At 53.0% G+C, this 21,949-nt stretch carries 21 protein-coding genes; 11 read left to right on the top strand and 10 right to left on the bottom strand.

Going from position 1 to position 21,949, the window contains the following annotated elements; all coding sequences use genetic code 11:
- Positions 1 to 37 precede the first annotated feature (37 nt).
- The 3 genes from D3P08_RS06875 to D3P08_RS06865 form a co-directional block, all read right to left on the bottom strand.
- Positions 38 to 490, bottom strand: coding sequence for a VOC family protein (locus tag D3P08_RS06875; protein WP_119598716.1), 453 nt, complete (start codon positions 488 to 490; stop codon positions 38 to 40).
- A 102-nt stretch (positions 491 to 592) separates the two neighbouring features.
- On the bottom strand, positions 593 to 1,192 hold the full coding sequence (locus D3P08_RS06870; protein ID WP_119598715.1) for a class I SAM-dependent methyltransferase: 600 nt from the start codon (positions 1,190 to 1,192) through the stop codon (positions 593 to 595).
- Entirely contained in the window at positions 1,158 to 2,228 is a 1,071-nt protein-coding gene (locus tag D3P08_RS06865) for an alpha/beta fold hydrolase (RefSeq protein WP_119598714.1), read from the bottom strand. The genes D3P08_RS06870 and D3P08_RS06865 overlap by 35 nt, the downstream gene beginning before the upstream one ends.
- Positions 2,229 to 2,465: 237 nt before the next feature.
- On the opposite strand from D3P08_RS06865, the gene D3P08_RS06860 reads away from it, so the two are divergent.
- The 3 genes from D3P08_RS06860 to D3P08_RS06850 are packed head-to-tail and all read left to right on the top strand — an operon-like array spanning position 2,466 to position 4,313.
- Positions 2,466 to 2,963, top strand: a complete 498-nt coding sequence (locus D3P08_RS06860; protein ID WP_119598713.1) for a DinB family protein — start codon at positions 2,466 to 2,468, stop codon at positions 2,961 to 2,963.
- Between the two features lie 52 nt (positions 2,964 to 3,015).
- Positions 3,016 to 4,014 carry a helix-turn-helix transcriptional regulator gene (locus D3P08_RS06855; RefSeq protein WP_119598712.1) on the top strand — a complete coding sequence of 333 codons (999 nt, stop codon included), beginning with the start codon at positions 3,016 to 3,018 and terminating at the stop codon, positions 4,012 to 4,014.
- Positions 4,011 to 4,313, top strand: a complete 303-nt coding sequence (locus D3P08_RS06850; protein ID WP_119598711.1) for a putative quinol monooxygenase — start codon at positions 4,011 to 4,013, stop codon at positions 4,311 to 4,313. Before D3P08_RS06855 ends, D3P08_RS06850 begins: the two co-directional genes overlap by 4 nt.
- 40 nt (positions 4,314 to 4,353) lie before the next feature.
- On the opposite strand, the gene D3P08_RS06845 is transcribed toward D3P08_RS06850, so the two are convergent.
- Complete coding sequence (locus tag D3P08_RS06845; RefSeq protein ID WP_119598710.1) at positions 4,354 to 5,754, bottom strand: MFS transporter; 1,401 nt, start codon at positions 5,752 to 5,754, stop codon at positions 4,354 to 4,356.
- 81 nt (positions 5,755 to 5,835) lie between these two features.
- Positions 5,836 to 6,390, bottom strand: coding sequence for a TetR/AcrR family transcriptional regulator (locus D3P08_RS06840; protein ID WP_240647348.1), 555 nt, complete (start codon positions 6,388 to 6,390; stop codon positions 5,836 to 5,838).
- A 268-nt stretch (positions 6,391 to 6,658) separates the two neighbouring features.
- Between D3P08_RS06840 and shc the strand changes: the two genes are divergently transcribed.
- Positions 6,659 to 8,548, top strand: coding sequence for a squalene--hopene cyclase (gene shc / locus D3P08_RS06835; protein ID WP_206098927.1), 1,890 nt, complete (start codon positions 6,659 to 6,661; stop codon positions 8,546 to 8,548).
- Between the two features lie 12 nt (positions 8,549 to 8,560).
- Here the strand turns inward: shc and D3P08_RS06830 are convergent, their stop codons facing one another.
- The gene (locus D3P08_RS06830) at positions 8,561 to 8,953 is read right to left on the bottom strand and encodes a MerR family transcriptional regulator (protein ID WP_119598708.1); all 393 of its coding nucleotides are present in this window, start codon (positions 8,951 to 8,953) and stop codon (positions 8,561 to 8,563) included.
- Between the two features lie 151 nt (positions 8,954 to 9,104).
- On the opposite strand from D3P08_RS06830, the gene D3P08_RS06825 reads away from it, so the two are divergent.
- Positions 9,105 to 10,025, top strand: a complete 921-nt coding sequence (locus D3P08_RS06825; protein ID WP_119598707.1) for an aldo/keto reductase — start codon at positions 9,105 to 9,107, stop codon at positions 10,023 to 10,025.
- A gap of 62 nt (positions 10,026 to 10,087) precedes the next feature.
- On the opposite strand, the gene D3P08_RS06820 is transcribed toward D3P08_RS06825, so the two are convergent.
- The gene (locus D3P08_RS06820) at positions 10,088 to 11,338 is read right to left on the bottom strand and encodes an MFS transporter (protein ID WP_119598706.1); all 1,251 of its coding nucleotides are present in this window, start codon (positions 11,336 to 11,338) and stop codon (positions 10,088 to 10,090) included.
- A gap of 153 nt (positions 11,339 to 11,491) precedes the next feature.
- Between D3P08_RS06820 and D3P08_RS06815 the strand changes: the two genes are divergently transcribed.
- Genes D3P08_RS06815 through D3P08_RS06805 form a run of 3 tightly spaced genes read left to right on the top strand, consistent with a single transcriptional unit; the run spans position 11,492 to position 13,637 of the window.
- Positions 11,492 to 11,929, top strand: coding sequence for a MarR family winged helix-turn-helix transcriptional regulator (locus D3P08_RS06815; RefSeq protein WP_119598705.1), 438 nt, complete (start codon positions 11,492 to 11,494; stop codon positions 11,927 to 11,929).
- A gap of 16 nt (positions 11,930 to 11,945) precedes the next feature.
- Positions 11,946 to 12,626, top strand: coding sequence for an NAD(P)H-dependent oxidoreductase (locus D3P08_RS06810; protein ID WP_119598704.1), 681 nt, complete (start codon positions 11,946 to 11,948; stop codon positions 12,624 to 12,626).
- Between the two features lie 9 nt (positions 12,627 to 12,635).
- Complete coding sequence (locus D3P08_RS06805; protein ID WP_119598971.1) at positions 12,636 to 13,637, top strand: acrylyl-CoA reductase family protein; 1,002 nt, start codon at positions 12,636 to 12,638, stop codon at positions 13,635 to 13,637.
- Here the strand turns inward: D3P08_RS06805 and D3P08_RS06800 are convergent.
- Complete coding sequence (locus D3P08_RS06800) at positions 13,634 to 14,656, bottom strand: AraC family transcriptional regulator (RefSeq protein ID WP_119598703.1); 1,023 nt, start codon at positions 14,654 to 14,656, stop codon at positions 13,634 to 13,636. The two genes, D3P08_RS06805 and D3P08_RS06800, sit on opposite strands and share 4 nt — an antisense overlap.
- 123 nt (positions 14,657 to 14,779) lie before the next feature.
- On the opposite strand from D3P08_RS06800, the gene D3P08_RS06795 reads away from it, so the two are divergent.
- Positions 14,780 to 15,361, top strand: coding sequence for an NAD(P)H-dependent oxidoreductase (locus D3P08_RS06795; protein ID WP_119598702.1), 582 nt, complete (start codon positions 14,780 to 14,782; stop codon positions 15,359 to 15,361).
- Positions 15,362 to 15,403: 42 nt separating this feature from the next.
- On the opposite strand, the gene D3P08_RS06790 is transcribed toward D3P08_RS06795, so the two are convergent.
- Positions 15,404 to 16,285 carry a GGDEF domain-containing protein gene (locus D3P08_RS06790; RefSeq protein WP_119598701.1) on the bottom strand — a complete coding sequence of 294 codons (882 nt, stop codon included), beginning with the start codon at positions 16,283 to 16,285 and terminating at the stop codon, positions 15,404 to 15,406.
- A 579-nt stretch (positions 16,286 to 16,864) separates the two neighbouring features.
- Between D3P08_RS06790 and D3P08_RS06785 the strand changes: the two genes are divergently transcribed.
- Positions 16,865 to 17,845 carry a glycoside hydrolase family 43 protein gene (locus tag D3P08_RS06785; protein ID WP_119598700.1) on the top strand — a complete coding sequence of 327 codons (981 nt, stop codon included), beginning with the start codon at positions 16,865 to 16,867 and terminating at the stop codon, positions 17,843 to 17,845.
- 61 nt (positions 17,846 to 17,906) lie between these two features.
- On the opposite strand, the gene D3P08_RS06780 is transcribed toward D3P08_RS06785, so the two are convergent.
- Positions 17,907 to 19,406, bottom strand: coding sequence for a VWA domain-containing protein (locus D3P08_RS06780; RefSeq protein WP_240647346.1), 1,500 nt, complete (start codon positions 19,404 to 19,406; stop codon positions 17,907 to 17,909).
- A gap of 229 nt (positions 19,407 to 19,635) precedes the next feature.
- Here D3P08_RS06780 and D3P08_RS06775 point away from each other — a divergent pair, with 229 nt between their 5' ends.
- Positions 19,636 to 21,942 carry a copper amine oxidase N-terminal domain-containing protein gene (locus D3P08_RS06775; RefSeq protein ID WP_119598698.1) on the top strand — a complete coding sequence of 769 codons (2,307 nt, stop codon included), beginning with the start codon at positions 19,636 to 19,638 and terminating at the stop codon, positions 21,940 to 21,942.
- Positions 21,943 to 21,949: the final 7 nt, after the last annotated feature.

Here is a 21,949-nt window from a genome sequence, read left to right as displayed (position 1 = left end):
AAAGCTTATCCAGCTTTTGCCGATCTTTTTTTGCGCGTTATCCCTCGTAAGCGCGTAGCAGATCTTCTATAATGATTTTGTTCATGCCCAGCATAGCCTGCACAACACGCTGAGACTTGACGGGATCCGGATCGCTCATCAGCGCGCCAAGCGCCTTCGGAATGATCTGCCAGGAGAGCCCGTACCGGTCCTTCAGCCAGCCGCAGCGCGACTCCTCTCCTCCGTCCGCAATCAGCTTGTCCCAAAGCTCGTCTACCTCTTGCTGCGTCTCGCAGCTTACGAACAACGAGATTGCCGGCGTAAAGGAATAGTGCGGACCGCCATTTAAAGCCATAAACTGCTGCCCTTCAAGCTGGAAGGTCCCCGAAACAACTTTCCCGTCATGCCGCGTCACGCTAATTATCGCAGAGTCGTTAAAGATGGAAGTATAAAACTTCATCGCTTCCTCCGCTTCATGGTTGAACCATAAAAATGTCGTTATCTTTTGCATCGAGCAACCCTCCTTCTTCTTCTACTCGCTTTGAGACCATTCTACCACCTTAAACGATCGCCGGTTTCTTACGGATTGCGATACCTGAATGATGCGGCGTCTCTACGGCTTCGCCCGAATGATATAAAACATATCCAGCCAATGCCTCTCCACACTTAGAATGGAAATGCCGGCCTGCTCTATTAATTCCGCCATATTGCGATTATGGTGACAGCCGATCATCCGATATAAGACAGGATCCAGCGTCCGCTGTATGGCCGAAACGAGCCTTTTAGAGCTAATGCCATGCTCCATGAACAACATGGCGCCGTCCGGCTTGCACCAGCGCTTCAATCGGCCCAGCACCATTTGGGGCTCATCATAACTGCATAGGGATAAGGTTGAAACGATGGTATCGAAGGTGCCGTCCGGAAAGTCGAGCTCTTCGATGTCCGCGCGAATAAAAGCGGCGTCAACATGGTTCCGGACAGCAGCATTTTTCGCTTTTTCCAGCATCAAGGCGCTAAAATCTACGGCCGTTATCTGAACATGCTTCGGATAATAAGGAAAGTTCGCTCCGGCTCCGACCGCAAGCTCGAGCACCCTCCCGCTGGCGCTTTCGAGCAGCTGGCGGCGCCAACGCCGCTGGCTCTCCTTTTCTCTAAGATTAGCGTAGCGTTCCGCCTGTTTATCGAAGATTCGGATTTGTTTTTGTTTGTTCATGCGCGTTTCCCCTCTTTCCATTCAAAAAAACGCCTCTCATCCAATCCGCGAACCGCTCCTCCTCCTCGAACTGCGGGTAGTGGGCGGAATGCTCGAACTCCACATACGACTTCACCGGCGCCTCCAGCACATCGAAGTAAGACTTAGCCGCCTTGGCGCTCGTCATATAATCATAGGTCCCCATCACGAAATAACAGGGAATGGACAAGCTCCGCACCAATTCCGTAATCGGTTTGTCCTTTTCCTCCCGCAGCAGCCGTTCCTGCGTCGCCGCGATTCCTCTCGAATAACGGATGATGTCGAGCAAGTTATACTCGCGGTTTTTAATAAAGCCCTCGATATAATCCCCGTTATCGTCAATAAGACGCGCCGCCCCTCCGTATTTGCGGATAAGGCCGCGGGGCGTTCTTTCTTCCCCGCTCTCAATGAGCGGACGCAGCTTCTCCAGCCTGCTGACGTCCTCCTTATCCTTCGCGGCGGCCGCCTTCTTCAGCACAAAGGCGAAGCTGTCCAGCTCGCTGGCATCATGATCGGCCACTTGACCGATTCCGATATACGCTTTGAACTTCTCCGGCGCCTCCGCCGCCGCCTGCATGCCGATATAAGTCCCATACGAATGGCCGGCTAAAATGACCTGGTCCTGCTCCAGCAGCTCCGTTACATAATCCGTTAAGGCAAGCAGATCCTTCACTAGCAGATCGCTCGTAATCGTTGAATAATCCTCAAAAAAATGATAGGACTTGCCGCTGCCCCTCTGATCGTAATGCACTATCGTAAAATCTTGTTCGAGCGAGTCCTGATATTTGCGGACATACGGTATCTCGGAGCAGCCCGGGCCTCCATGAACAAAAATGAGAATCGGATTGTTCCGGTCGGCGCCGCGAATCATCACTTCATGCCCCGCGCCGTTAATGTCGACCTGTCCAAGCGTGCTGATTGCGCGTTCGCCTTGAATCCCGGGGGTCCACGTCGGGAACAGCAGCGCCAAGACGATAAAGAGTCCGACCGACAAACTCGTCCAGCGGATGATTTTCATTCGTCTATTTCGTTTTGACCTCACCGGCGATGGTTCCAGCTCCTATTCCAAACGTAATTTAATTTACATCCAACATATAGCAATTACCTGCAAATCGTCAAACGGATTCGACTCCTCTGCGTAATGTTATAAAAAAAAAATACGACATGCGAAAATCACTGACCGTTATTGTCAGCAATGCTCCTTTATACTGCAAAGTGTAAGGAAAAGGAAGCTTATTTTACGAGGAGGATCACAATGTATACGAAGCTGGAGCAATTTTTAACGGAGTGGAAACAAGAGGCGCAGATCACGGAAGCCGTGATGCGGGCTTTAACGGATGATTCGCTGCTGCAACCGATTCGGGAAGACCGCCGGTCGTTAGGGACCCTCGCTTGGCATCTCGTCTCATCCATTGGCTATATGGCATCACTCGGGCTTTCGATGGACGATTTGCCTGACCAGAAAGAGAGGCCCGCTTCAGCAGTTGAAATCGCTGAGGCGTACAGCCGAAGCGCGCGCTCCTTGGAACGCGCGGTTCAGGAGCAATGGAGCGATGAGACGCTCGGGCAGTCGCAGCAGGTCATGGGCGAAGAATGGCAAAACGGCGCGTCCCTCCGGTTCACGATCATGCACCAGGCCCATCACCGTGGGCAAATGACGGTGCTTATGCGTCAAGCCGGACTGGTTGTCCCGGAGGTATACGGTCCGAACTACGAAAGCTGGATCGAAAAAGGAATGGTCCCTCTTGACTAATTTGTGGTAAGCTCGTCGTATCAACCATCTATGGACAAAGGAACGAAAACCCATGTCGAAGGCAGATACGATGCTCTCTATACTATGGCTGCTCCGGTCAGGCCGGAAGCTTACCGCAAAGCAGCTCGCCGACGAGCTGGAGATTCATATCCGCACCGTCTATCGCTGCATGGATTCCTTATGCGCAAGCGGGGCGCCGATCATCGCGGAATCAGGTCCGAACGGCGGGTATAAGCTGCTCGGCCAATTCGCGGATGCGCCGCTCATGTTCGACGAGTCGGAGCAGAAAGCGCTTGTACAAGCCTCCTTGTTCGCGGAAGCGGCCGGGTATCCCTTCTCGGATGAGCTGAGGCGGGCCGTGGAGAAGCTGAAGCGTTACACGAACGAAAAACAGCTGGAGCTATTAGCCCGTCATGCGCAAGGCTTGTCCGTTGTATCGCCGCCATCCGACAGCCGTCTGGCGCCGCTGCTGCAGCAGCTGGAAGAGGCATGCGTAAACGGGACGACCGTTGCCATGCAATACGACAGCGCGAAAGACTCCCCCACAAATCGAGAATTCGATCCCTATGCCATTCTTCATTGGAAGGGGAGCTGGTACACGGTCGGTTATTGCCGTCTTCGTCAATCGGTACGAAGCTTTCGCGTTGACCGGATCGCCGGTCTTTCGGCCGCGGAAGGCCGGTTCGCGCGGCCGCAGGGGTTCTCCGCCGAACAATTTTTGCTGGAAAGTTTGATGCCGGGTTCCCTGCAAGCGGAACAAATGTCGGACGTCAGGCTGAAGGCGCCCGAGCGCGCGCTGAACGAGCTGCTCAAGCATTGGCTGTTCGGGCATGCGCTGGTGGAGCGTACAGGCGAAGACGCGCTGTTCCGTATAGGCGCTTCGGCTCTTCAAACCTACGTCCCCTATTTTCTGCTCCCATACGGTAAGGCGCTGACGATTATCGAGCCTCCATCGCTTATTGCGAGAATGGCGGAAGTCAGCGCATCACTTGCAGAGCATTATGAGAGGATGCGCGCCGGCGCATCTATACGAAAGGATGAAACCACATGAGTAAATTTACAATGTACGGCAAGATGACCGCGCAACCGGGCAAACGGGACGAACTGGTACAGATTCTTCTGCAGGCGGCCGAAGGCCTTACGTCCAACCCCGGCTGCGAGCTTTATATCGTCAATATTTCGGAGGATAATCCGGACGATATCTGGGTAACGGAGCTGTGGCGGGACGCAGAGGCGCATGCCGATTCGCTCAAAGACCCTGGCGCGATGGAGCTGATCCAAAAGGCGCGGCCGCTCATCGCCGGCATTGAACCGGTCCGGCTTCGCCCGGTCGGCGGCAAAGGGCTGTAAAGCCTTCCGCAACGGCTTATCTTCTACGCGGCGCAGGCAGTCACGGCCTTGCGTCGCTTTCTTGTCTGCGCACAGCCGCGCTTGACCATCTTCCCGATCCGAAACGGTTCATATAAACGGCCAGCACGAAAATATGCAGGACGGCGAGCACAAGATAGATGTTGCTGAGCGTCGCGCTGCCTCCGCCCGCATGAATCGGGTTCCACGATGCAGCTGTCCGCCATTCCGCCGCAATGCCGTATAGTCCGGAAGCCATTCCTTGCGTAATAAACCCGCACATCGAAAATAATCCCATTCCGACTCCCGCCTGCTCTTTCGGAAGCGTCCTCGATACCGTATTCGACATCGTAATCATCATGAACGACTGGCCGACGTTGCCAAGCACCAGAAACGCCGCAATAACCCAAGCGGGGGCCGCCGCAAAGGATGACAGCAGCGCAAGGCTTGCGATAAGCAGGCTGGAGGCGATGGTGTAGAGAAACGGATTTCCTCTCTTATCGGCCAGCTTCCCCCCCTTCCGTCCGAGCAGCGCGGATGCGGCGGCGGCGGGCACCATCGCGAGTCCAATCCATGAAGGCGACAGCTCCTGTACGCTCGATAGCAGCACCGGGGTTAGGAAATAGAAGGATACGCCAATCCCGTTGACGAGGACGGCAATGCCGATCATCGCCGCATACTTCCGGTTGCGGAGCAGCTCCGGACGAACAAACGGTTCATCGGCCTGGCGAATCCGAAGAACAAACAAGGCGCCTGCTGCGATTCCGGCGCATAATGCCAACCAGGATGCATTCGTAAAGCCGACGAGCGTCAAGCCGGCCGCTGCTCCGAGCAGCATGCCGCCCAGCCAGTCGAACCGCGGCTTGGCGGTTATCTCTTCATCGGGCAAGTATTTGCGGTAAAAAGGAAGCGTGAGCAGCAGCGCCAGAGGGAAGCAGAAAAGCCATCGCCAATCGGCGAAGCTGATAATAAGCGCAGACAGGACCGGTCCGAGCGCGCCGCCGAGCGCAAGACCGACTGCGGCCATGCCAAGCGCGGCGCCTCTTCGTTCCGGTTCGAAATAGCGGACAGGGATGAGCATCGCGATTGCCGGAATCGAAGCCGCGCCGGCGGATTGCATACATCTCGCAAGAAGCGCCATGCCGAATGATTGCGAGAAGAGACCGATCAGCGAGCCGACCGCAAACAGTAGAAGCCCGAAGGTAATGATGTTTTTCAGCTTAAACCTCTCCGACAGCTTCCCGTACGTGACGGTGCCGACCGCGTAAATCAAAGAATAAGCCGAGGACATCCAGCTCACTTGCGCAAGCGATAAGCCGAACTCTTTGCTTAGATCGGGCAAAACAATGTTGAACAGCAAGGCGCTCATCGACGAAAGCATGAGGGTGAACATAAGGACGCGCAGCAGCTTTTCCCCAGCGCGCGTTTCTACAGCAGCAGTCATCTAACATCTCTCCTTTATTTTTTCTATTGTGTGTACAAGTTTGAATGCAAGTGCTTGCTTGCATTTACTTGCAAAAAAAGACTAGGGGGTTAATGCCCTAGCAAAGGTGCGCACGCTCTCCTCAATAAACTCGTCAAGAGAAACGTTCGTAAACGACATCCGGTCCTCGTTCAGCTGGCTGACGAACGCTCCGTGATTCATCCACATGAAGGCAAGCGCCTGCGCTTCCGGATTACAATCCGTCAGCTTCCCTTTTTCCTTCATAGCCTTAAAATACTGAATCAGCAAATCCCTCAATCTTTGAGGATGCATATGCGTCGATACTTGAAAGGACTGGATGACCTGCTTCTCTTTCATTGCGATTTGCATGACCTTCCGGTTCCGGTTCATGAGCTCATGGTACCGCTTGCCGATTAGGAGCAAATCCTCATGCAGGCTCCAAGTCAGCCTCTCTTCGAACAGCTTCTGCATTTCTTCCGCGTAATGGTAATGGTGGAACGCCTTCTCGAGCAAATTCAGCTTGCTGCCGAAATGCCGGAACAGCGTCACTTCGTTGACGCCGGCGCTTGCCGCAATCTCCTTCGTCGACACGCCGTTATATCCGTATTCCGCGACCAGCTCGATGACTGCCGCCATCAGCTTCTCCGCGGTGCCTAGTTTGCCGCTGACGATAAAAGCCCTCCTTCCTCCCCGTAAATGTATGCAAGTGATTACTTGCATACATCTTATTACATATCTTTTCCATTCGCAAGCCCATTTTCAAGAAACAGACGTTCATCCAGTATCCAAATTAGAACCTCCCGCCTCATTTCCCTGCGCTCCTGCACATAGAATGTTGAGAAATCCTCTTATCGCCAATAAGAATGGTTGTATGCGGTAAAAAACTTACGGGGGCAGGAAAAAGATGAACGAGATGATGAAACAAGTGAACCGTGAAATCGACCGATTGATAAATAAACTGACGGCAAGCCAGCGGCAGGACGGCTCCTGGCATTTCTGCTTCGAGAACGGAACGATTATCGACGCGTACGTCATCCTCTTATTCCGATGCTTGGAGCGGAACGATGAACCCCTCATACAAAAGCTGCATGACCGAATCCTGTCGCAGCAGCAGCCGGAAGGGTGCTGGCGGCTGTACCGCGACGAGGAAGGCGGCAATTTGCCCGCTACGGTCGAGGCTTATTACGCCCTGCTCTGCTCCGGGTACAGCAAGCCTGGGGATCCGGCAATCGAGCGGGCCAGAGCGTTCATCCTTTCCCATGGCGGAGCGGACAAAGCGGCCAGCATCCTTACAAAAGCTCTGCTCTCGGCAACCGGACAGCGCAAATGGCCTCTCTCACTGACCTCGATTCCGATCGAAGCGATGCTTATTCCAGACTTCATGCCTTTGAATCTTTATTCGTTCTCCGGGTACGCCCGGGTTCATCTCGTGCCGCTGCTCGTCATGGCTTCTTTGGGCTTTTCCGTCAAAACCGCGCAGATGCCCGATTTATCGGAGCTGCTCGAGACGCGCGGCGACGAGGAGGAACCGTTGCCTGAAGCCCATCTCCACCTGGAGGCCACGCTTCGCTCCGGCACGGCTCGGCTGATCGGTTCCCCTCGCTCCTTACGAGCAGCCGCCTTGGACAAAGCCGAACGATTTATGCTGGAGCGGACCGAAGCCGACGGCAGCTTGTACAGCTACGCGACCAGCACGATATTGATGGTGTTTGCCCTGCTCGCCCTCGGATACGGCAAGGACCACCCCGTCATCGAGAAAGCTTGCCAAGGGCTTAAGGATATGCAGTTTGATATTGGCGGAAGCACAACGCTCCAAAACTCCCCCTCGACCGTCTGGGACACTGCCCTTCTTGCATATGCAATGCAGGAAGCCGGTGTCCCCCGCAGCGAACCCGTCATTCAGAAAGCCGCGGCCTACCTGCTCGGCAAGCAGCACACTCGCAAAGGCGACTGGGTCAAGCATAATCCGAACGCCGAACCGGGCGGCTGGGGCTTTTCAGCGACGAATACGAGGAATCCCGATGTTGACGACACGACAGCGGCGCTGCGGGCCATCAGCCGGTTCGCCAAAGCAGACAACCGGTTCCAAGACGCCTGGAATCGCGGGCTGTCATGGACGCTCTCCATGCAGAACAAGGACGGAGGCTGGCCCGCTTTCGAAAAAAACACCGACAACCGCATTTTGACCTGGCTTGCGATCGACGGCGCCAAATCGGCGGCCATTGATCCGTCGGCGGCCGACTTATCCGGCCGGACGCTCGAGTTCCTAGGGAACTACGCAAAGCTGGACACAAGCCATCTCTTTATGCGGCGAGGCGCCGATTGGCTTATTTATAATCAAGAGCGGGACGGATCGTGGTACGGCAGATGGGGGATTTGTTACTTGTACGGCACTTGGGCGGCGCTTACGGGGTTAATGGCGGCGGGCGTAAGCCCTGAGCATGAAGCTGTTCGGAAAGGGGTTAAGTGGCTGCTGGAGACACAGAACGAGGACGGCGGCTGGGGCGAATCCTGCCGCAGCGACGCGGAGAGGCGTTACGTGCCGCTTGGGGCCAGCACGCCTTCGCAAACCGCCTGGTCCCTGGACGCGTTAATCGCCGCTTCCCCGCAATCCAAATCCGAAATAGACCGCGGAGTGCGGCGGCTGCTCGCTTTGCTGCACGAGGACGACTGGACAACCGATTACCCGACGGGCGCCGGTCTCCCAGGCGTCTTCTATATACATTATCACAGCTACCGGTATATATGGCCGCTGCTTGCGCTTGCCCATTATCGCAGGAAGCTAGGCGATTAATGGAAGTTTAACCTAATTTGCAGAGCCGACCGCTTCCGCCGAAAATTTTTCTTTGTACATGCGGGGCAGATGCTTGATCTTATAATTGATCGTGTCGAGACTGCGCTGCAGCTCTTTCAGCTGCTCCTCTACATTTTCCCTGTGCCGAGCCAATATTTCCAGCCCCTTATCAAGCACCGCGTCATGATCCATGCAATGCTGGATAAGCGTGCGGATATCTTTGATCGGCATCCCCGTCTTCTTCAGGCAGCAGATCAAATCAATCCAATCGATGTCCTGCTCCTGAAACACTCTTGTTCCATTATGACGGTCTACGAACGGAAGCAGCCCTTCTTTATCGTAATAACGAATCGCGTGTATGGACAATCCGGTCCGCTGGGCAACCTGTGAGATGGTGTAGCTCATATCCAATCCCTCGCATTACTGTTCATCTAAGTACTTTGAGGGTACTCCAGCCCGTCCGTTTTGTCAATCTGTCAAAATACCCGTTGACCTAGAGTTCACTCTATCGTTTATCTTGAAATGGCAGGAGTATAATTGAGAGGAGACGAGCATGATGAAATACATAGAAATAAAAGGCACGGATTTGAACGTGTCCAACGTCGTAATGGGCTGCATGAGACTGACCCAGCTGTCCTTGCCTGAGGCGGAGAAGCTGATCCGCACGGCCATGGAGGAAAACATCAACTTCTTCGACCATGCCGACATTTATGGCGGGGGCAAATGCGAGGAGATTTTCGCCGACGCGATCGGCATGAATCCAAGCATTCGCGAAAAGATGGTGCTGCAGAGCAAATGCGGCATCCGCAGCGGCTACTTCGACTTTTCCAAGGAGCATATCATCGCTTCGACGGAAGGTATTTTGAAGCGGCTGAAAACGGATTACCTCGATATCCTGCTGCTTCACCGCCCGGATGCGCTGGTTGAGCCCGAGGAGGTCGCGGAAGCGTTCGACGCGCTGCATGCCAGCGGCAAAGTTCGCTACTTCGGCGTTTCCAACCATACGCCGATGCAAACCGAGCTGTTGAAAAAGCATGTGTCCCAAAGGCTTGTCGTCAATCAGCTTCAGCTTAGCGTCACCCATACGCCGATGATTGATTCCGGAATCGCGCTGAACATGAACCACAATCAATCCATTAACCGCGACAGCGGCATTCTCGACTATTGCCGTCTGAACGATATCACCGTTCAGGCTTGGTCGCCATTCCAGAAGGGCTTCTTCAACGGACCGTTCCTCGGCGATACGGAAAATTACGCGGAGCTGAACAAGCTGATCGACGGCTTGGCGGACAAATACGGCGTAACGAATACGGCAATTGCCGTCGCATGGATTACGAGACACCCGGCCAACATTCAAGTGGTGTTAGGCACGATGAACGAAGGCAGACTGAAGGATTCCTGCCAAGGCTCCGATATCCCGCTTACGCGCGAAGAATGGTACGCCATTTACAAAGCCGGCGGCAAAATCGTTCCGTAAGCAACACTCCTATTCATTTCAATTTAACAGCAAAAAGCCGCCTCTTCAGGCGGCTTTCGTTGTTAATGCGAGGCTTTCAGGCGGTCGACGTGCTTAATGTGCTTCAGATTAAGCCCGATAAACAGGATCGAAAGCAGCACGAAGCCTGCGCCGACGATAAACGGGACATGCGAATTGAAATGCTCCGCAAGCTTGCCCGACATGTACGGGGATATCGCCGCTCCGATAAATCGGAGGAAGCTGTAAGCGGCTGAAGCGGTTGACCGCTCTACAGGCGCCGCCCCCATGACCGCGGTCGTGATCAGCGTATTCGTGTTGCCTAAGATCGCGCCGGCGAAAATAACGGCGCAAATGACAGTTTCTTTCGTATCGGTGAACACGCCCATCACGACAAGATCCGCAACGAATAAGACGAGCATCGAGACGAGCGATTTAAGCGTTCCGAGCTTGCGCTGCAGGATTGGCGCGACATAAACGGAAGTAATAGCCAGCAGCACGCCCCAGCCCAGGAAGACATATCCCATCTCCTTCGGCTCCAGCTGCATCACGAACGGCGCATATGCCATAATCGTGAAGAAGCCGATATTATACAGAGCGGCAACGATACCGAGCACGAGCAGCGAACGATGCTTCAGCGCGCGGAACGGAGCCAGCAGCGATATTTGAGAGCCTGCGCGGCCTGCCGCCTGTGCAGCAGCCGGCTTTGGTTTGGGCATGATGAAGGTCAACAGGAGAAACGCAGCCACCATTAAGATCGACACGCTGAAGAAGGGCTCTCTCCAGCTGATGTCGCCAAGCGTTCCTCCCAGCCAAGGTCCGACCGACATCCCGATTCCGACAGCCGCTTCATACAAAATAATTGCTTTTGCCGCGCCGGAGTTGGACAAAGATACGATTGCGGATAGGGCCGTCGCGACAAACAATGCGTTGCCAAGACCCCAGCCTGCCCGCAGTCCGACAAGCGTCCAAATATTGTCGGCAAATCCGCCGAAAAAGGACATAACCGCAATAATGCCGATTCCGCTGATTAACGTCCACTTCATGCCTAGTCTTGATGAAACGGTGCTTGTTATTAACATCGCCACCGCCATCACCGAGTTATAGCTGGTATACAGCAGCGTTACTTCGCTCGGTGCGGCTTTCAGCTGCATCGACAGCTCCCTCAAGATCGGATTGACCAGACCCATCCCCATAAACGCGATCACACTGGCAAAAAATACGGCCCATACGGCGATAGGCTGTCCCAATATCCCCTTTTTTTCCGTTAACGGCGATTCCAGCGTATTCGCTGAGCCATTTGTTATCGATGCCATATTCCTAACCATTCCTTTCTATTTCCAAACAAAGTTGTATGATACAACTATATGATTGTATAATACAATTAATTACGTGTCAATGCATTTGACAATCATTGCTGTTCCGATATGATGTGATTAGCAAGCAGGTTAAGAAAGGAAGGGTATGCAATGAAAAATGACGCTTTGGAGATGATAGAACTTGAGCTTGCTGTCTTAATACGGAGACTGACGTCCGTCAGCACGAGCAAACAAGGGGCGAATCTCGACCGCGCTTCCTATTTGCTGCTGCACCATATTCATATTCAAGGCTCCGCCGGCGTAAAAGCTTTAGGCGAGCTGCTTCAATTGGACGTATCGACGGTCAGCAGACAAGCCGCTGTGCTGGAACAGAAAGGTTATGTCATTAAAGTGCCGGACGAGCTGGACGGCAGGGCCTACTTCTATCAAATAACCGAAAATGGCGTCTCCGAGCTACTCGCATTCAGACAGCATAGAAAAGATAAAATCGAAGCATTGGTCAAAGATTGGCCCGCGGAAGAACAGGAGCAATTCGGCCGGCTGCTCGCCAAGTTTAATCATTCTCTTAAGCAAAGAACCATAAAATAAAAGGCAAGGTGACGTCATGACCAAAGAAGAGATTATAGAAGCATTCCGTTTCCGGCATGCGGCGAAGGAATTTGATCCGGACAAAAAAATATCGAAGGAAGATTTCGAATTTATTCTAGAAGCCGGCCGCCTGTCTCCAAGCTCCTTCGGCTTTGAGCCCTGGAAATTCCTCGTCGTGCAGAACATGGAGCTGCGTCATCAATTTTTGCCGTTTTCCTGGGGAGCCCAGAAGCAATTACCTACCGCCAGCCATTTCGTCTTGCTGCTCTCGCGGACGAAAGCCGGCATGGCGTTTTCATCCGGCCATATCCAAAACATGCTTCGGGAAGTAAAGAAGTTTCCGGAAGAGATGATTCCGAATTACGAGAAGACCTATCATAAATTTCTCGCATCCGACTTTAACATCTTGGATAACGAACGCGCCGTATTCGAGTGGTCCAGCCGCCAGACCTACATCGCGCTCGGCAACATGATGACGGCTGCCGCGATGATCGGCATTGATTCGTGTCCGATCGAAGGCTTTGACAAGCAAATGGCGGAGGATCTGCTGCGGTCCGAGGGACTTCTCGCCGGTGACGAGTTCGGATTGTCCTGTATGCTCGCTTTCGGCTACCGGGCGCGGGAGCCTCGTCCAAAAACGAGAAGACCGATGGAGCAAGTTGTAGAATGGGTGAACGAAAAACGGAAGGGGCGATAGCGAGTGGGAATGCCTGAATCGTTTCAAGCGCTTGTGGCGGACAATACCGGGACTTTCACCGTTCAAGTAAAGCAGCTGTCGATTCACGATTTGCCGGAAGGCGAGGTGCTGGTTCAAGTCGCTTACAGCAGCGTCAACTACAAAGACGCGCTTGCCTGCAGCCCTGACGGTAAAGTCGTCAGCTCTTACCCTTTTGTCCCCGGCATCGATCTATCGGGTGTCGTCGTTTCGTCATCCGACAGCCGATTTAAGCCGGGACAACCGGTGCTTGCGACAGGTTACCAGCTGGGTGTCACGCATTACGGCGGATTCAGCGAATACGCCCGCGTTCATGCGGATTGGCTGGTGCCGCTTCCGGCCGGACTGTCGCTGAAGGAAGCGATGATCTACGGGACCGCCGGCTTTACAGCCGCTTTATCGATCGAGCGCCTTGAGGAAAACGGCATGTCGCCGGACAAAGGAAGCGTCCTAGTCACAGGCGCGACGGGCGGCGTCGGCGGAGCGGCCATCGCCATCCTGCATCGAAAGGGCTATCATGTCGTTGCAAGCACCGGAGATCCGGAAGCCGCCGCGGAATACTTGACGGCGCTTGGCGCGGATGAAATCGTCTCGCGCGGCGACATCAACGCCATTCCCGCCAAGCCGCTGAACAAGCAGCGATGGCAAGCGGCCGTCGATTCTGTCGGCGGAAGCTCCTTAGCCGCCATTCTAAGCTCCATTTCCTATGGCGGCTCGGTTGCCGCAAGCGGCCTTACGGGAGGAACCGCAGTGCCGGCAACGGTCATGCCCTTTATATTGAGAGGGGTCAGCCTGCTCGGCATCGATTCCGTGTTTTGCCCGGCCAGCCGCAGACTGAAGCTGTGGGAACGAATGGCCGGCGATTGGAAGCCCGGCCGGCTTGAGCTGCTGGTTGACCGCGAAATTTCGCTGCGGCAGCTGCCTCAAGCTCTCGCCGACATCACGCAATCGAGAACGCTCGGCCGTATTGTTGTCCGGCTTGGCGGAGGCTAAGCCTGCGCCGTCCGCCGGTCCGCGTGCGACCGGTACTGGCCTGGCGTCAGTCCCGTCCATTTTTTGAACGCGTTTTGGAAGGCGCTCGGCTCCGAGAAATGAAGCGCATAAGCGATATCGCCGACGGAATATTCCTTCCGCTTCAAATAACTGATCGCCAGCTCCTTGCGCACCTGGACGGACAATTCATAGAACGTCGTTTCCTCTTGCTTCAGCTTGTGTTGAAGCGTCCTTGCGCTCATTCCGAAATATGCCGCCGTCTCCTGCAAGCTCGGAAACTGAGACGGCATCTTTTTTTTCAGCCAAAGCACGACCTGCTCCGAAAACCGTTTGCTCCCCGACAGCTCCACCTTCGTCTCCTCCGCGATGGATTCGAATACGGATAACAGCTTGTCGTCGGCATAAAGAATAGGGTAGCCTAACACTTCTTTGTTCAAATAAATCGCGTTATGCTCCGCCTCGAATACGGGAATTACGCCAAAGACATCCATATAAGGCCCAAAGCCTCCCGGGCATGCATGGGTAAAGGATACCCCTTGCAGAGGGACGAGCTTGCTGCTCAGCCTGCCGATCAACCGGTACAGCGAGCTGACCATGTCCTCGGCGCAATGGCGCGAGAAGCCTCCTTCATGCTGAGTGAACACTCGTATTCGCGCTTGGTCGCCTAGCAATTCCCATTCGAGCTGAAAGCCGCTGCACAAAATGACATTATAGCGCTTGTAAGCCTCAAGCGCGCCTTCAACGGTTTTGGAATGCATCATGACATAACCAAGCACCCCCAAATCGGCAAATTCCGTAATAAGCCCCTGATACAATCCGAAATAATCGTCCCGCGTAAAATCGGCGGCGGCGATCATTAACCGCTCCAGCTCCTCGCCCGCGATCCTCGCGTCCGGATCCTGCAGCAGGCTCTCTTCAAAAGCGGCAAAGCCGCAAAACCGTTTCGAATCCAGCCCTTTATGAACGATCGCTTTCATAATCGGATATACCATTGAAATCGAGATGCCGGGTCCTTCCATCCGCCTATCCTCCTTTGCGCCAAAAAGCACCCTATGCTGCGCTTCCGGTCATACCTTTTCAAGCCGAATCCTCTTAAGCTAAGGATAGCTCTTATTCCACTATCATATAGGAGGAAGTTGGATATGAAAACCAATATTGTTGTCATTAACGGCCATCCCGATCCGCAAAGCTTCTGCGCGGCGTTAACCGAAGCATACAAAATAGGGGCATCGGATAGCGGCGCCGAAGTACGCATTATCGATTTGAGCCATATGCAGTTTGAGCCGGTCCTCAAATACGGCTATCGCCAAAGAACCGAGCTCGAGCCGGATTTGCTGAAAGCCCAGGAGCTGATTCGCTGGGCAGAGCATCTCGTTTTCGTCTATCCGACCTGGTGGGGCGCGATGCCCGCCGTTCTGAAAGGCTTTATCGACCGCGTTTTTCTTCCCGGATTTGCCTTCAAATACCGGGACAACTCACAGCTTTGGGATAAGCTCTTGACCGGAAAAACCGCGCATTTGCTCGTTACGATGGATACGCCGGCCTGGTACAACCGGTGGATCTACAGACATGCCGGCCATCAAGTGATGAAGCGGAACATCCTTCATTTCTGCGGCATCAAGCCGGTGCGCGTTACCGAAATCAGCCCGGTTCGGCCGTCGAGCAAGGAGCAGCGGGCCAAATGGCTGGAAAAGGCGCGGATGCTTGGGTCTAGACGAGCATAAAGCCGCAAAAAAAGTCCACGATTCACTCGTGGACTTCCATTGTTACTCTCCCTTGCCGGCCATCACGCGGTTTCGGCCCTGCTGCTTCGCTTGAAGCAGCAGCTGGTCGGCTAAGACGCAGCCCTTTTCCAATGATACCGCGCTTCGGTCACTGCAATAATACAAGCCGAATGATGCGGTATAGCCGACCTCCACCGACTCTCCCCCAAATTCCGCATGAACCTTGCGGTTCTCGGTTTCCATTCTTAAGCCTTCCATCAATAAAAAACATTGCTCGAAGGACCGATGCCGCAGAAACACGATAAATTCTTCCCCGCCGCTGCGGATGAGCACATCCTCCTTCTTGAGATGGCTCTTAAGCGTTTCGGCAAAGTGCTGGATGACCCTGTCGCCGACATGATGGTTATACGTATCGTTAATCCGCTTAAACTTATCGATATCCGTCACGACAATGCCGAGCGGCTCGTCCGAGCCGTTCCATTCTTTGAGCTTCACATCCATATACGCCCGATTCGATACGCCCGTCAAAAAATCGGTATACGCCATTTTTTCATATTTATCCCGTTCGTTTTTATCCTGCGCGTTTTGCGCCTTGATGAGATACGATTGGCTCACGAGATAATTAAGCAGAAACAATCCCATAATCGCGGTCCAGTTATTCTCTTGCAGGAACAGAATAAGCAGGCCGTTCGAAAGCGCGGTTTTGGCAAGGTCCAGCAAGCTTCTGGATTTCACGAACGAAATCATATCCTTCTTCGTCTTGATGTCTCCGAGAAGACTGAACACGACGATAAGGAACGTATCTGACAGCACCGCTGTCACAAGAATCAGTGCGACAAGCAGCAGCCAGAATAAAATCACGTGATGTTGATCATGATAGTCGAACAATTGGAACAGATAATATGCGGCGGAGCCTTGAATCACGAACGAACCGACATTAAAGAAAGCCTGCGCGCCTTCAAGCGGCTCATCCGTTTTCGTTGCTTTTTTGTAAACGTAGACGACTGTCCGATAGAAGGCCTCGAAGAGGAACAGACCGAACGGCCCGAGAAATAAAACTAAAGAAATATTGTAGTTAATGCCGTATTCGATCGTGGAGGCGCCTTTTTTGCTTGAGATCCGTAAATGGTAATAAAGAAAAGAAAAAAGCCAATAGGTGGCTAAAACCTTTAATGTGAAAGGAGTCGCGACAAAAGACGAATGCGTGAATGCTGCAATTCCGCAAGCGATTGCTAGCAGAAACAGAATAAAGACGCGAAGAGCTGATGTGGAAATAGCAGAGATGCCCCTTTCTACTCCTTTAAGTCCTATGCCTGATTCTTCAAATTATATCGGAATGGCCCCCCTTACAGCAATCCGATTTTTTTCAACCCGTCAGTTAGTAGGATAAATGTATAATAATTTTGGTATTAGACATACTTTTTATGGGTTTATCGCGCCTTTTTGATTTGGTAAAATTAGAAGGATAGCGTTTACATATGATAGATTTGAGGAGGATATAAAATGCCAAAGCAAAACGAACCGTTAGTGACGCATATTTATACAGCCGACCCGTCCGCGCACGTATTCGAAGGGAAACTCTACATTTATCCGTCCCATGACCTTGACCATGAAATGGTTTCCAATGATAACGGAGACCAATACGATATGGAGGACTACCATGTTCTTTCGATCGAAAGCTTGGACGGTCCTTGCGTCGACCACGGCGAGGCGCTTCATGTTAAAGATGTGAAGTGGGCGAAGCAGCAAATGTGGGCGCCGGACGCCGCTTACAAGAACAATACGTATTACCTGTTCTTCCCGGCAAGAGACCATGACGGCATCTTCCGAATCGGAGTCGCGACCAGCTCCTCCCCTTCCGGACCGTTTAAGCCAGAGCCTGACTACATACCGGGAAGCTTCAGCATCGACCCGGCCGTATTCATCGATAAAGATGACAGGGCGTATATGTATTTCGGCGGGCTATGGGGAGGCCAGCTCGAGAAATGGCAGACCGGATCGTTTGTGCCGGATGCGGAAGGCCCTGCGCCGGACGCTCCTGCACTTGGACCGCGCGTGGCTGAGCTTAGCGACGATATGCTGACGTTCAAAGAAGCGCCGAAAGAAATTTCGATCGTGGACGAGGACGGCAACCCGATTCTTGCGGGCGACGAAGAGAGACGTTATTTCGAAGGCCCGTGGATGCATACGTATAACGGCAAATATTATTTGTCTTATTCCACCGGCTCCACGCACTATCTTGTGTATGCGGTCGGCGACAGCCCGACGGGACCCTTCGTGTTCAAAGGCAAAATTTTGACGCCGGTGCTCGGCTGGACGACTCATCACTCTATTGTTGAATTCCAAGGCAAATGGTATCTGTTCTATCACGACAGCTCGCTCTCCGGCGGAGCCGATAACAAACGCTCCGTGAAATTCACCGAGCTGAAATATAACGAAGACGGCACGATTCAAACGCTTGATTACGATAAATTGAAGGGCTAAAACAGATAGGTCCGGAAAGCGCCATGGAACGGCGTCTTCCGGACCTATTTGCGTGAAAGCTCTAACGCAGCTCCATCACTTGATCGAGCAGCTGTACGAATGCTTCCTGCTCCTTGCTGCCGGCCGAATCGCGTGCTAAACGGCGCACCTCGGAAAGCACATTCCCGTTTACCTCTTCCCCGCCATCCTTCAGCAGCTCCGCGAACTTTGCGACCGACGCCAGAAATCGCGACTCTATGGACAACTCGCCGGATAAGCGGATCGCGGAAGTCATTTCTTGAAACGTTTCGCTTTCGGGCTCTTTATACCGAATCGTCACCTTGCCAATTTCGCCGCTTGCCCGCTCCTTGGTTCGAACCGCATAAAGCGCGGTTACGGAATGTCCGGCTCCAACCTCACCCCCGTCTACACGATGGTTGCGGAAGTCTTCGTCGGCGACAGCGCGGTTCTCGTAGCCTAACAGACGGTATTCCTCAACTTTCTCCGGATCGAAGGCCACTTGGATTTTAGCTTCCTGCGCAATCGTCTGAAGCGTGCCCGTCAGCTCTGTGCCAAACACCTTTTTGGCTTCCTGCATATCATCAATGTAGGCATATACCCCGTCACCTTTGTCCGCGAGCTGCTCCATCAAAACATCATTATAATTGCCCATGCCAAACCCGAATGTGCTTAAATAAATCTGCTCCTCCGCATAACGTTCGATTTTTTCCAAAATGCCCTCGGGTCCTGTTTCCCCGACATTGGCTACCCCATCTGAGCATAAAATAATGCGATTCACCGCAGCCGGATCAAACGACTCGTTCGCCATCCGGTATCCGAGGAGAAGACCATCCTCCACATTCGTCGAATCCTCAATCGTCAGGCCGCCTATCGCCTTCAAAATGCGATCCCGTTCCTCTACCGCTGTCGGAGCCAGCACATCATGCGCCGTGGAACCGTAAACGACAATGCCGATCGTATCATCACCATTCAGCTCCTCGACAAGCAGCTCAAGGCTTTGTTTCACAAGATCGATGCGGTTACCCCGATCCATCGAGCCTGACACGTCGATAACAAAGGTCAAATTAGCCCGCTTCCGCTCTTCCGGTTCCACCTCCTTGCCTTTAACGCCGATACGAACCAGCTCATAATGATCATCCTCGAATGGAGAAGGGCCGGCGTCGGCATGGATTGCAAACGTTCCATCGGCAGGCGGTTCGTACGCCATATCGAAGTAGTTCACATATTCTTCTAGACGAACAGCCTCGCCGGGAGGCAGGCTTCCGTTCTCAATATAATTTCGGGCGATCGTGTAAGAGCCGGTATCTACGTCAATGGCGAAGGTCGATAAAGCATCCTCTTCGGCCGAAACGAACGGATTGGTGCCGTAATCCTGAAAGTACATGCCCTCTTGCTTTTGCGGCACAGGAGCACGATCACCCATTGCCACCGTGGAGCTTTCAGGCGCCCTGTTTGCGCTTTGCCCGCTGTTGGAAGCTGCGTTATTGTTACTCCCGCTGCTGCACCCCGCGATTAAGGTTCCTGCCAAAACGATACACGTCCATACCCGCTTCTTCTTCACGGCGATTCCCCCTTTATTCGATCCATCCTTGGGATCTCTATATAAGAGACTCCAAATATTTACTAAATGTTGCAGTTGTGTTACAAAAACATTTCGAAATATTTCGACCATACATTTTCTATCGATTGGTGATCGGTTGACATTTATTTCATGGAAGTCCTAGGACTGTAGTCTTATAATTACGATTGTCGTAACAACTGCATGACATACGAACTAGGGAGGCTTTACGATGAACCGCAAAACGATTGCAGCTTTGATCATTCCATTTATTTTGTTAGGAGCGTTACTGGCGCCGCTATCCGCTGCCAACGCGCAATCTTCCGTGGAAGATTCGATCACCTTGCAAGAGCCGGCTGTTACGCTTGGCGACGGCTGGACGCTGGATACGACGTTCAGCTCCGAAACGCCGTATGCGCTGGCATTCGGCAACGGAGAGTATGTTGCCGTCGGTCCTTATGGAACCGTCATGAAGTCGACGGACGGCCAAAGCTGGAAGGCGCTTTCGAAGTTTCAAAATTATCAGCTCACGTCCATTGAATGGGACGGCAGCAAGTATGTGATGTTCGGCGCAAACGCAGCCTATGAGAACGATGCGAGCTACAAGCCGGCCGAAGCCTTTATCTCGAAGGACGCTTTAACGTGGACGAAGATCGGCTTCAAGCCAGGGGAACCGATTCAGCAGCTCATTTGGGGCAATAACGAATTTGTCGCGCTCGGAACCTCGAAGGTTTTCACCTCCAAAGACGGAGAAAACTGGACAACAGCGGTCACTTTGCAGAAGAACGGTTATTTCGCGCTGGGCTTTGCGCATGACACGTATTTCTTAACCAGCTATGACGACAATACGGTTCGAATTTCGAAGGACGGCCTGAAATGGACCTCCAAAAAATACGATACCGCTGCAGGAGTTCAATATCGTATTTGGGCAAACAATCAATATATCGGTGTAGGCAACGGCATCTACACGTCGGCTGACGGCGTAACCTGGAAGAAGCAAAGCAAATCGCCGGCCGGCGCTACGTTAACCTTCATCGTACATAACGGGAGCACCTTTATTGCGACGGGTTATACCGACATGGTCGAAGGAGCTGCCAGACAGGTGGCGTATACATCAACGGACGGCGTCAACTGGAAGAAGCATGATCTCGCTAACCTGCAGGCCAACATCTATATCCTTTATCCGGTTAAAGGCGGCTTTGCCGGCATCGGCTCCAACGATAGGCAGGATTCGCCGGACGGAACGTATTCGATCTTCACGAAGGACGGTTCAAGCTGGAGCTACCGCTTAGCCGGGACTTCCTACGGTACGGAATTTGGCGGGATCGCAACGAATGGCAAAAGAACGGTAGCCGTTGGTCTAAACGGCATGGTCATTTATACGGATGACGGTATAACCTGGAAGGGCAGCAACCCGTTCCCCTACCAAGAACGTCTCGGAAGAACGCATCTATTCGATGTCGTATGGGGCGCAGGCAAATTCGTCGCGGCCGCTAACGGCGGCATATACACATCGGCAAATGGAGTCAGCTGGAAGAAGGAGAAGGTTCCTTTCCGCGATCAATACGGCGGTTTAAGAAATATCGTGTGGACGGGGAAATTTTTTGTCGCGTCCTCTCAAGTTGACGGCGTCTATACCTCCAAAGATGCCGTAAATTGGACGAAGGTAGAGAGCGTTAGCAAAGACACTTATTGGCTTACTTCCTCGGTTTGGGACGGCAAACGGCTGCTCGGCGCAGTCCGCGTTCACGATTTTTCGGATGGCGTCGGATCAACCAAAATTATGCAAACGACAAACGGCACGACCTGGTCGACGGTGCAGACGATCGAAATCGATCAAGCGTTAATCGCTTGGAACGGGAAGCAATATATCGCGGTCGACCAATACCGTGCCAATGAAGTATATGTATCCAAGGACGGCATGAAGTGGACGAAAAGTAAAACGAACTTAGGAGAAAACGATAATTTTGAATTTATCACTTCGTTCGACGGCTATTTCGTTGCCCTCAATGATTCCATGAAAGAAATAAACGGTGAATATGTAAACTATGATGCTTATTATGTGTCGCAAGACGGCATCGCTTGGCGGGAGGTTCGGATTCCGCAAGCCGACTTGGCCGTAAGCGGTTCGAAAATCATGAAGGACGGCGTCAAAGCGTACGGCAAATACATCTTCGTTGGCTATAACGGTCTGATCATGAGAGCAAGCGAGCTGCAGTTCCAGGACCCGATCCGCATCTTGATTAACGGAGAAGAGCTGAAGCTCTCTTCTGAGCTGGGCAAGCCTTATATCGCAGACGGGACTTCCTATGTTCCATTAAAAGCGATCGGAGAAGCGCTTGGATACGAAGTGACTTGGAACACGGACAAGAAAGAAGTTACGCTCGAACGGGACGGGGAGCTCACCTATTTCTCGAATGGCGTCGTGCTCAAAAACGGCCGTTCCTATGTCAAGCTGAGAGCGCTGACGGAGTTTCTCGGCTATACGGTCGATTTCGTCAAGGCAAACGGCGTATCCACCATCACGATTGATAAGTAGAACCGGT

The sequence above is a fragment of the Paenibacillus nanensis genome, assembly GCF_003583765.1.
In the GTDB taxonomy this organism is placed as follows: Bacteria; Bacillota; Bacilli; order Paenibacillales; family Paenibacillaceae; genus Pristimantibacillus; species Pristimantibacillus nanensis.
This window is presented reverse-complemented; position numbering and strand designations above follow the sequence as displayed.

Excerpts from the sequence above, each read along its gene's own strand:
- D3P08_RS06875 (WP_119598716.1), bottom strand. The coding sequence starts at position 490 with ATGCAAAAGATAACGACATTTTTATGGTTCAACCATGAAGCGGAGGAA.
- D3P08_RS06870 (WP_119598715.1), bottom strand. The coding sequence starts at position 1,192 with ATGAACAAACAAAAACAAATCCGAATCTTCGATAAACAGGCGGAACGC.
- D3P08_RS06865 (WP_119598714.1), bottom strand. The coding sequence starts at position 2,228 with ATGAAAATCATCCGCTGGACGAGTTTGTCGGTCGGACTCTTTATCGTC.
- D3P08_RS06860 (WP_119598713.1), top strand. The coding sequence starts at position 2,466 with ATGTATACGAAGCTGGAGCAATTTTTAACGGAGTGGAAACAAGAGGCG.
- D3P08_RS06855 (WP_119598712.1), top strand. The coding sequence starts at position 3,016 with ATGTCGAAGGCAGATACGATGCTCTCTATACTATGGCTGCTCCGGTCA.
- D3P08_RS06850 (WP_119598711.1), top strand. The coding sequence starts at position 4,011 with ATGAGTAAATTTACAATGTACGGCAAGATGACCGCGCAACCGGGCAAA.
- D3P08_RS06845 (WP_119598710.1), bottom strand. The coding sequence starts at position 5,754 with ATGACTGCTGCTGTAGAAACGCGCGCTGGGGAAAAGCTGCTGCGCGTC.
- D3P08_RS06840 (WP_240647348.1), bottom strand. The coding sequence starts at position 6,390 with ATGGCGGCAGTCATCGAGCTGGTCGCGGAATACGGATATAACGGCGTG.
- shc (WP_206098927.1), top strand. The coding sequence starts at position 6,659 with ATGAACGAGATGATGAAACAAGTGAACCGTGAAATCGACCGATTGATA.
- D3P08_RS06830 (WP_119598708.1), bottom strand. The coding sequence starts at position 8,953 with ATGAGCTACACCATCTCACAGGTTGCCCAGCGGACCGGATTGTCCATA.
- D3P08_RS06825 (WP_119598707.1), top strand. The coding sequence starts at position 9,105 with ATGAAATACATAGAAATAAAAGGCACGGATTTGAACGTGTCCAACGTC.
- D3P08_RS06820 (WP_119598706.1), bottom strand. The coding sequence starts at position 11,338 with ATGGCATCGATAACAAATGGCTCAGCGAATACGCTGGAATCGCCGTTA.
- D3P08_RS06815 (WP_119598705.1), top strand. The coding sequence starts at position 11,492 with ATGAAAAATGACGCTTTGGAGATGATAGAACTTGAGCTTGCTGTCTTA.
- D3P08_RS06810 (WP_119598704.1), top strand. The coding sequence starts at position 11,946 with ATGACCAAAGAAGAGATTATAGAAGCATTCCGTTTCCGGCATGCGGCG.
- D3P08_RS06805 (WP_119598971.1), top strand. The coding sequence starts at position 12,636 with ATGCCTGAATCGTTTCAAGCGCTTGTGGCGGACAATACCGGGACTTTC.
- D3P08_RS06800 (WP_119598703.1), bottom strand. The coding sequence starts at position 14,656 with ATGGAAGGACCCGGCATCTCGATTTCAATGGTATATCCGATTATGAAA.
- D3P08_RS06795 (WP_119598702.1), top strand. The coding sequence starts at position 14,780 with ATGAAAACCAATATTGTTGTCATTAACGGCCATCCCGATCCGCAAAGC.
- D3P08_RS06785 (WP_119598700.1), top strand. The coding sequence starts at position 16,865 with ATGCCAAAGCAAAACGAACCGTTAGTGACGCATATTTATACAGCCGAC.
- D3P08_RS06775 (WP_119598698.1), top strand. The coding sequence starts at position 19,636 with ATGAACCGCAAAACGATTGCAGCTTTGATCATTCCATTTATTTTGTTA.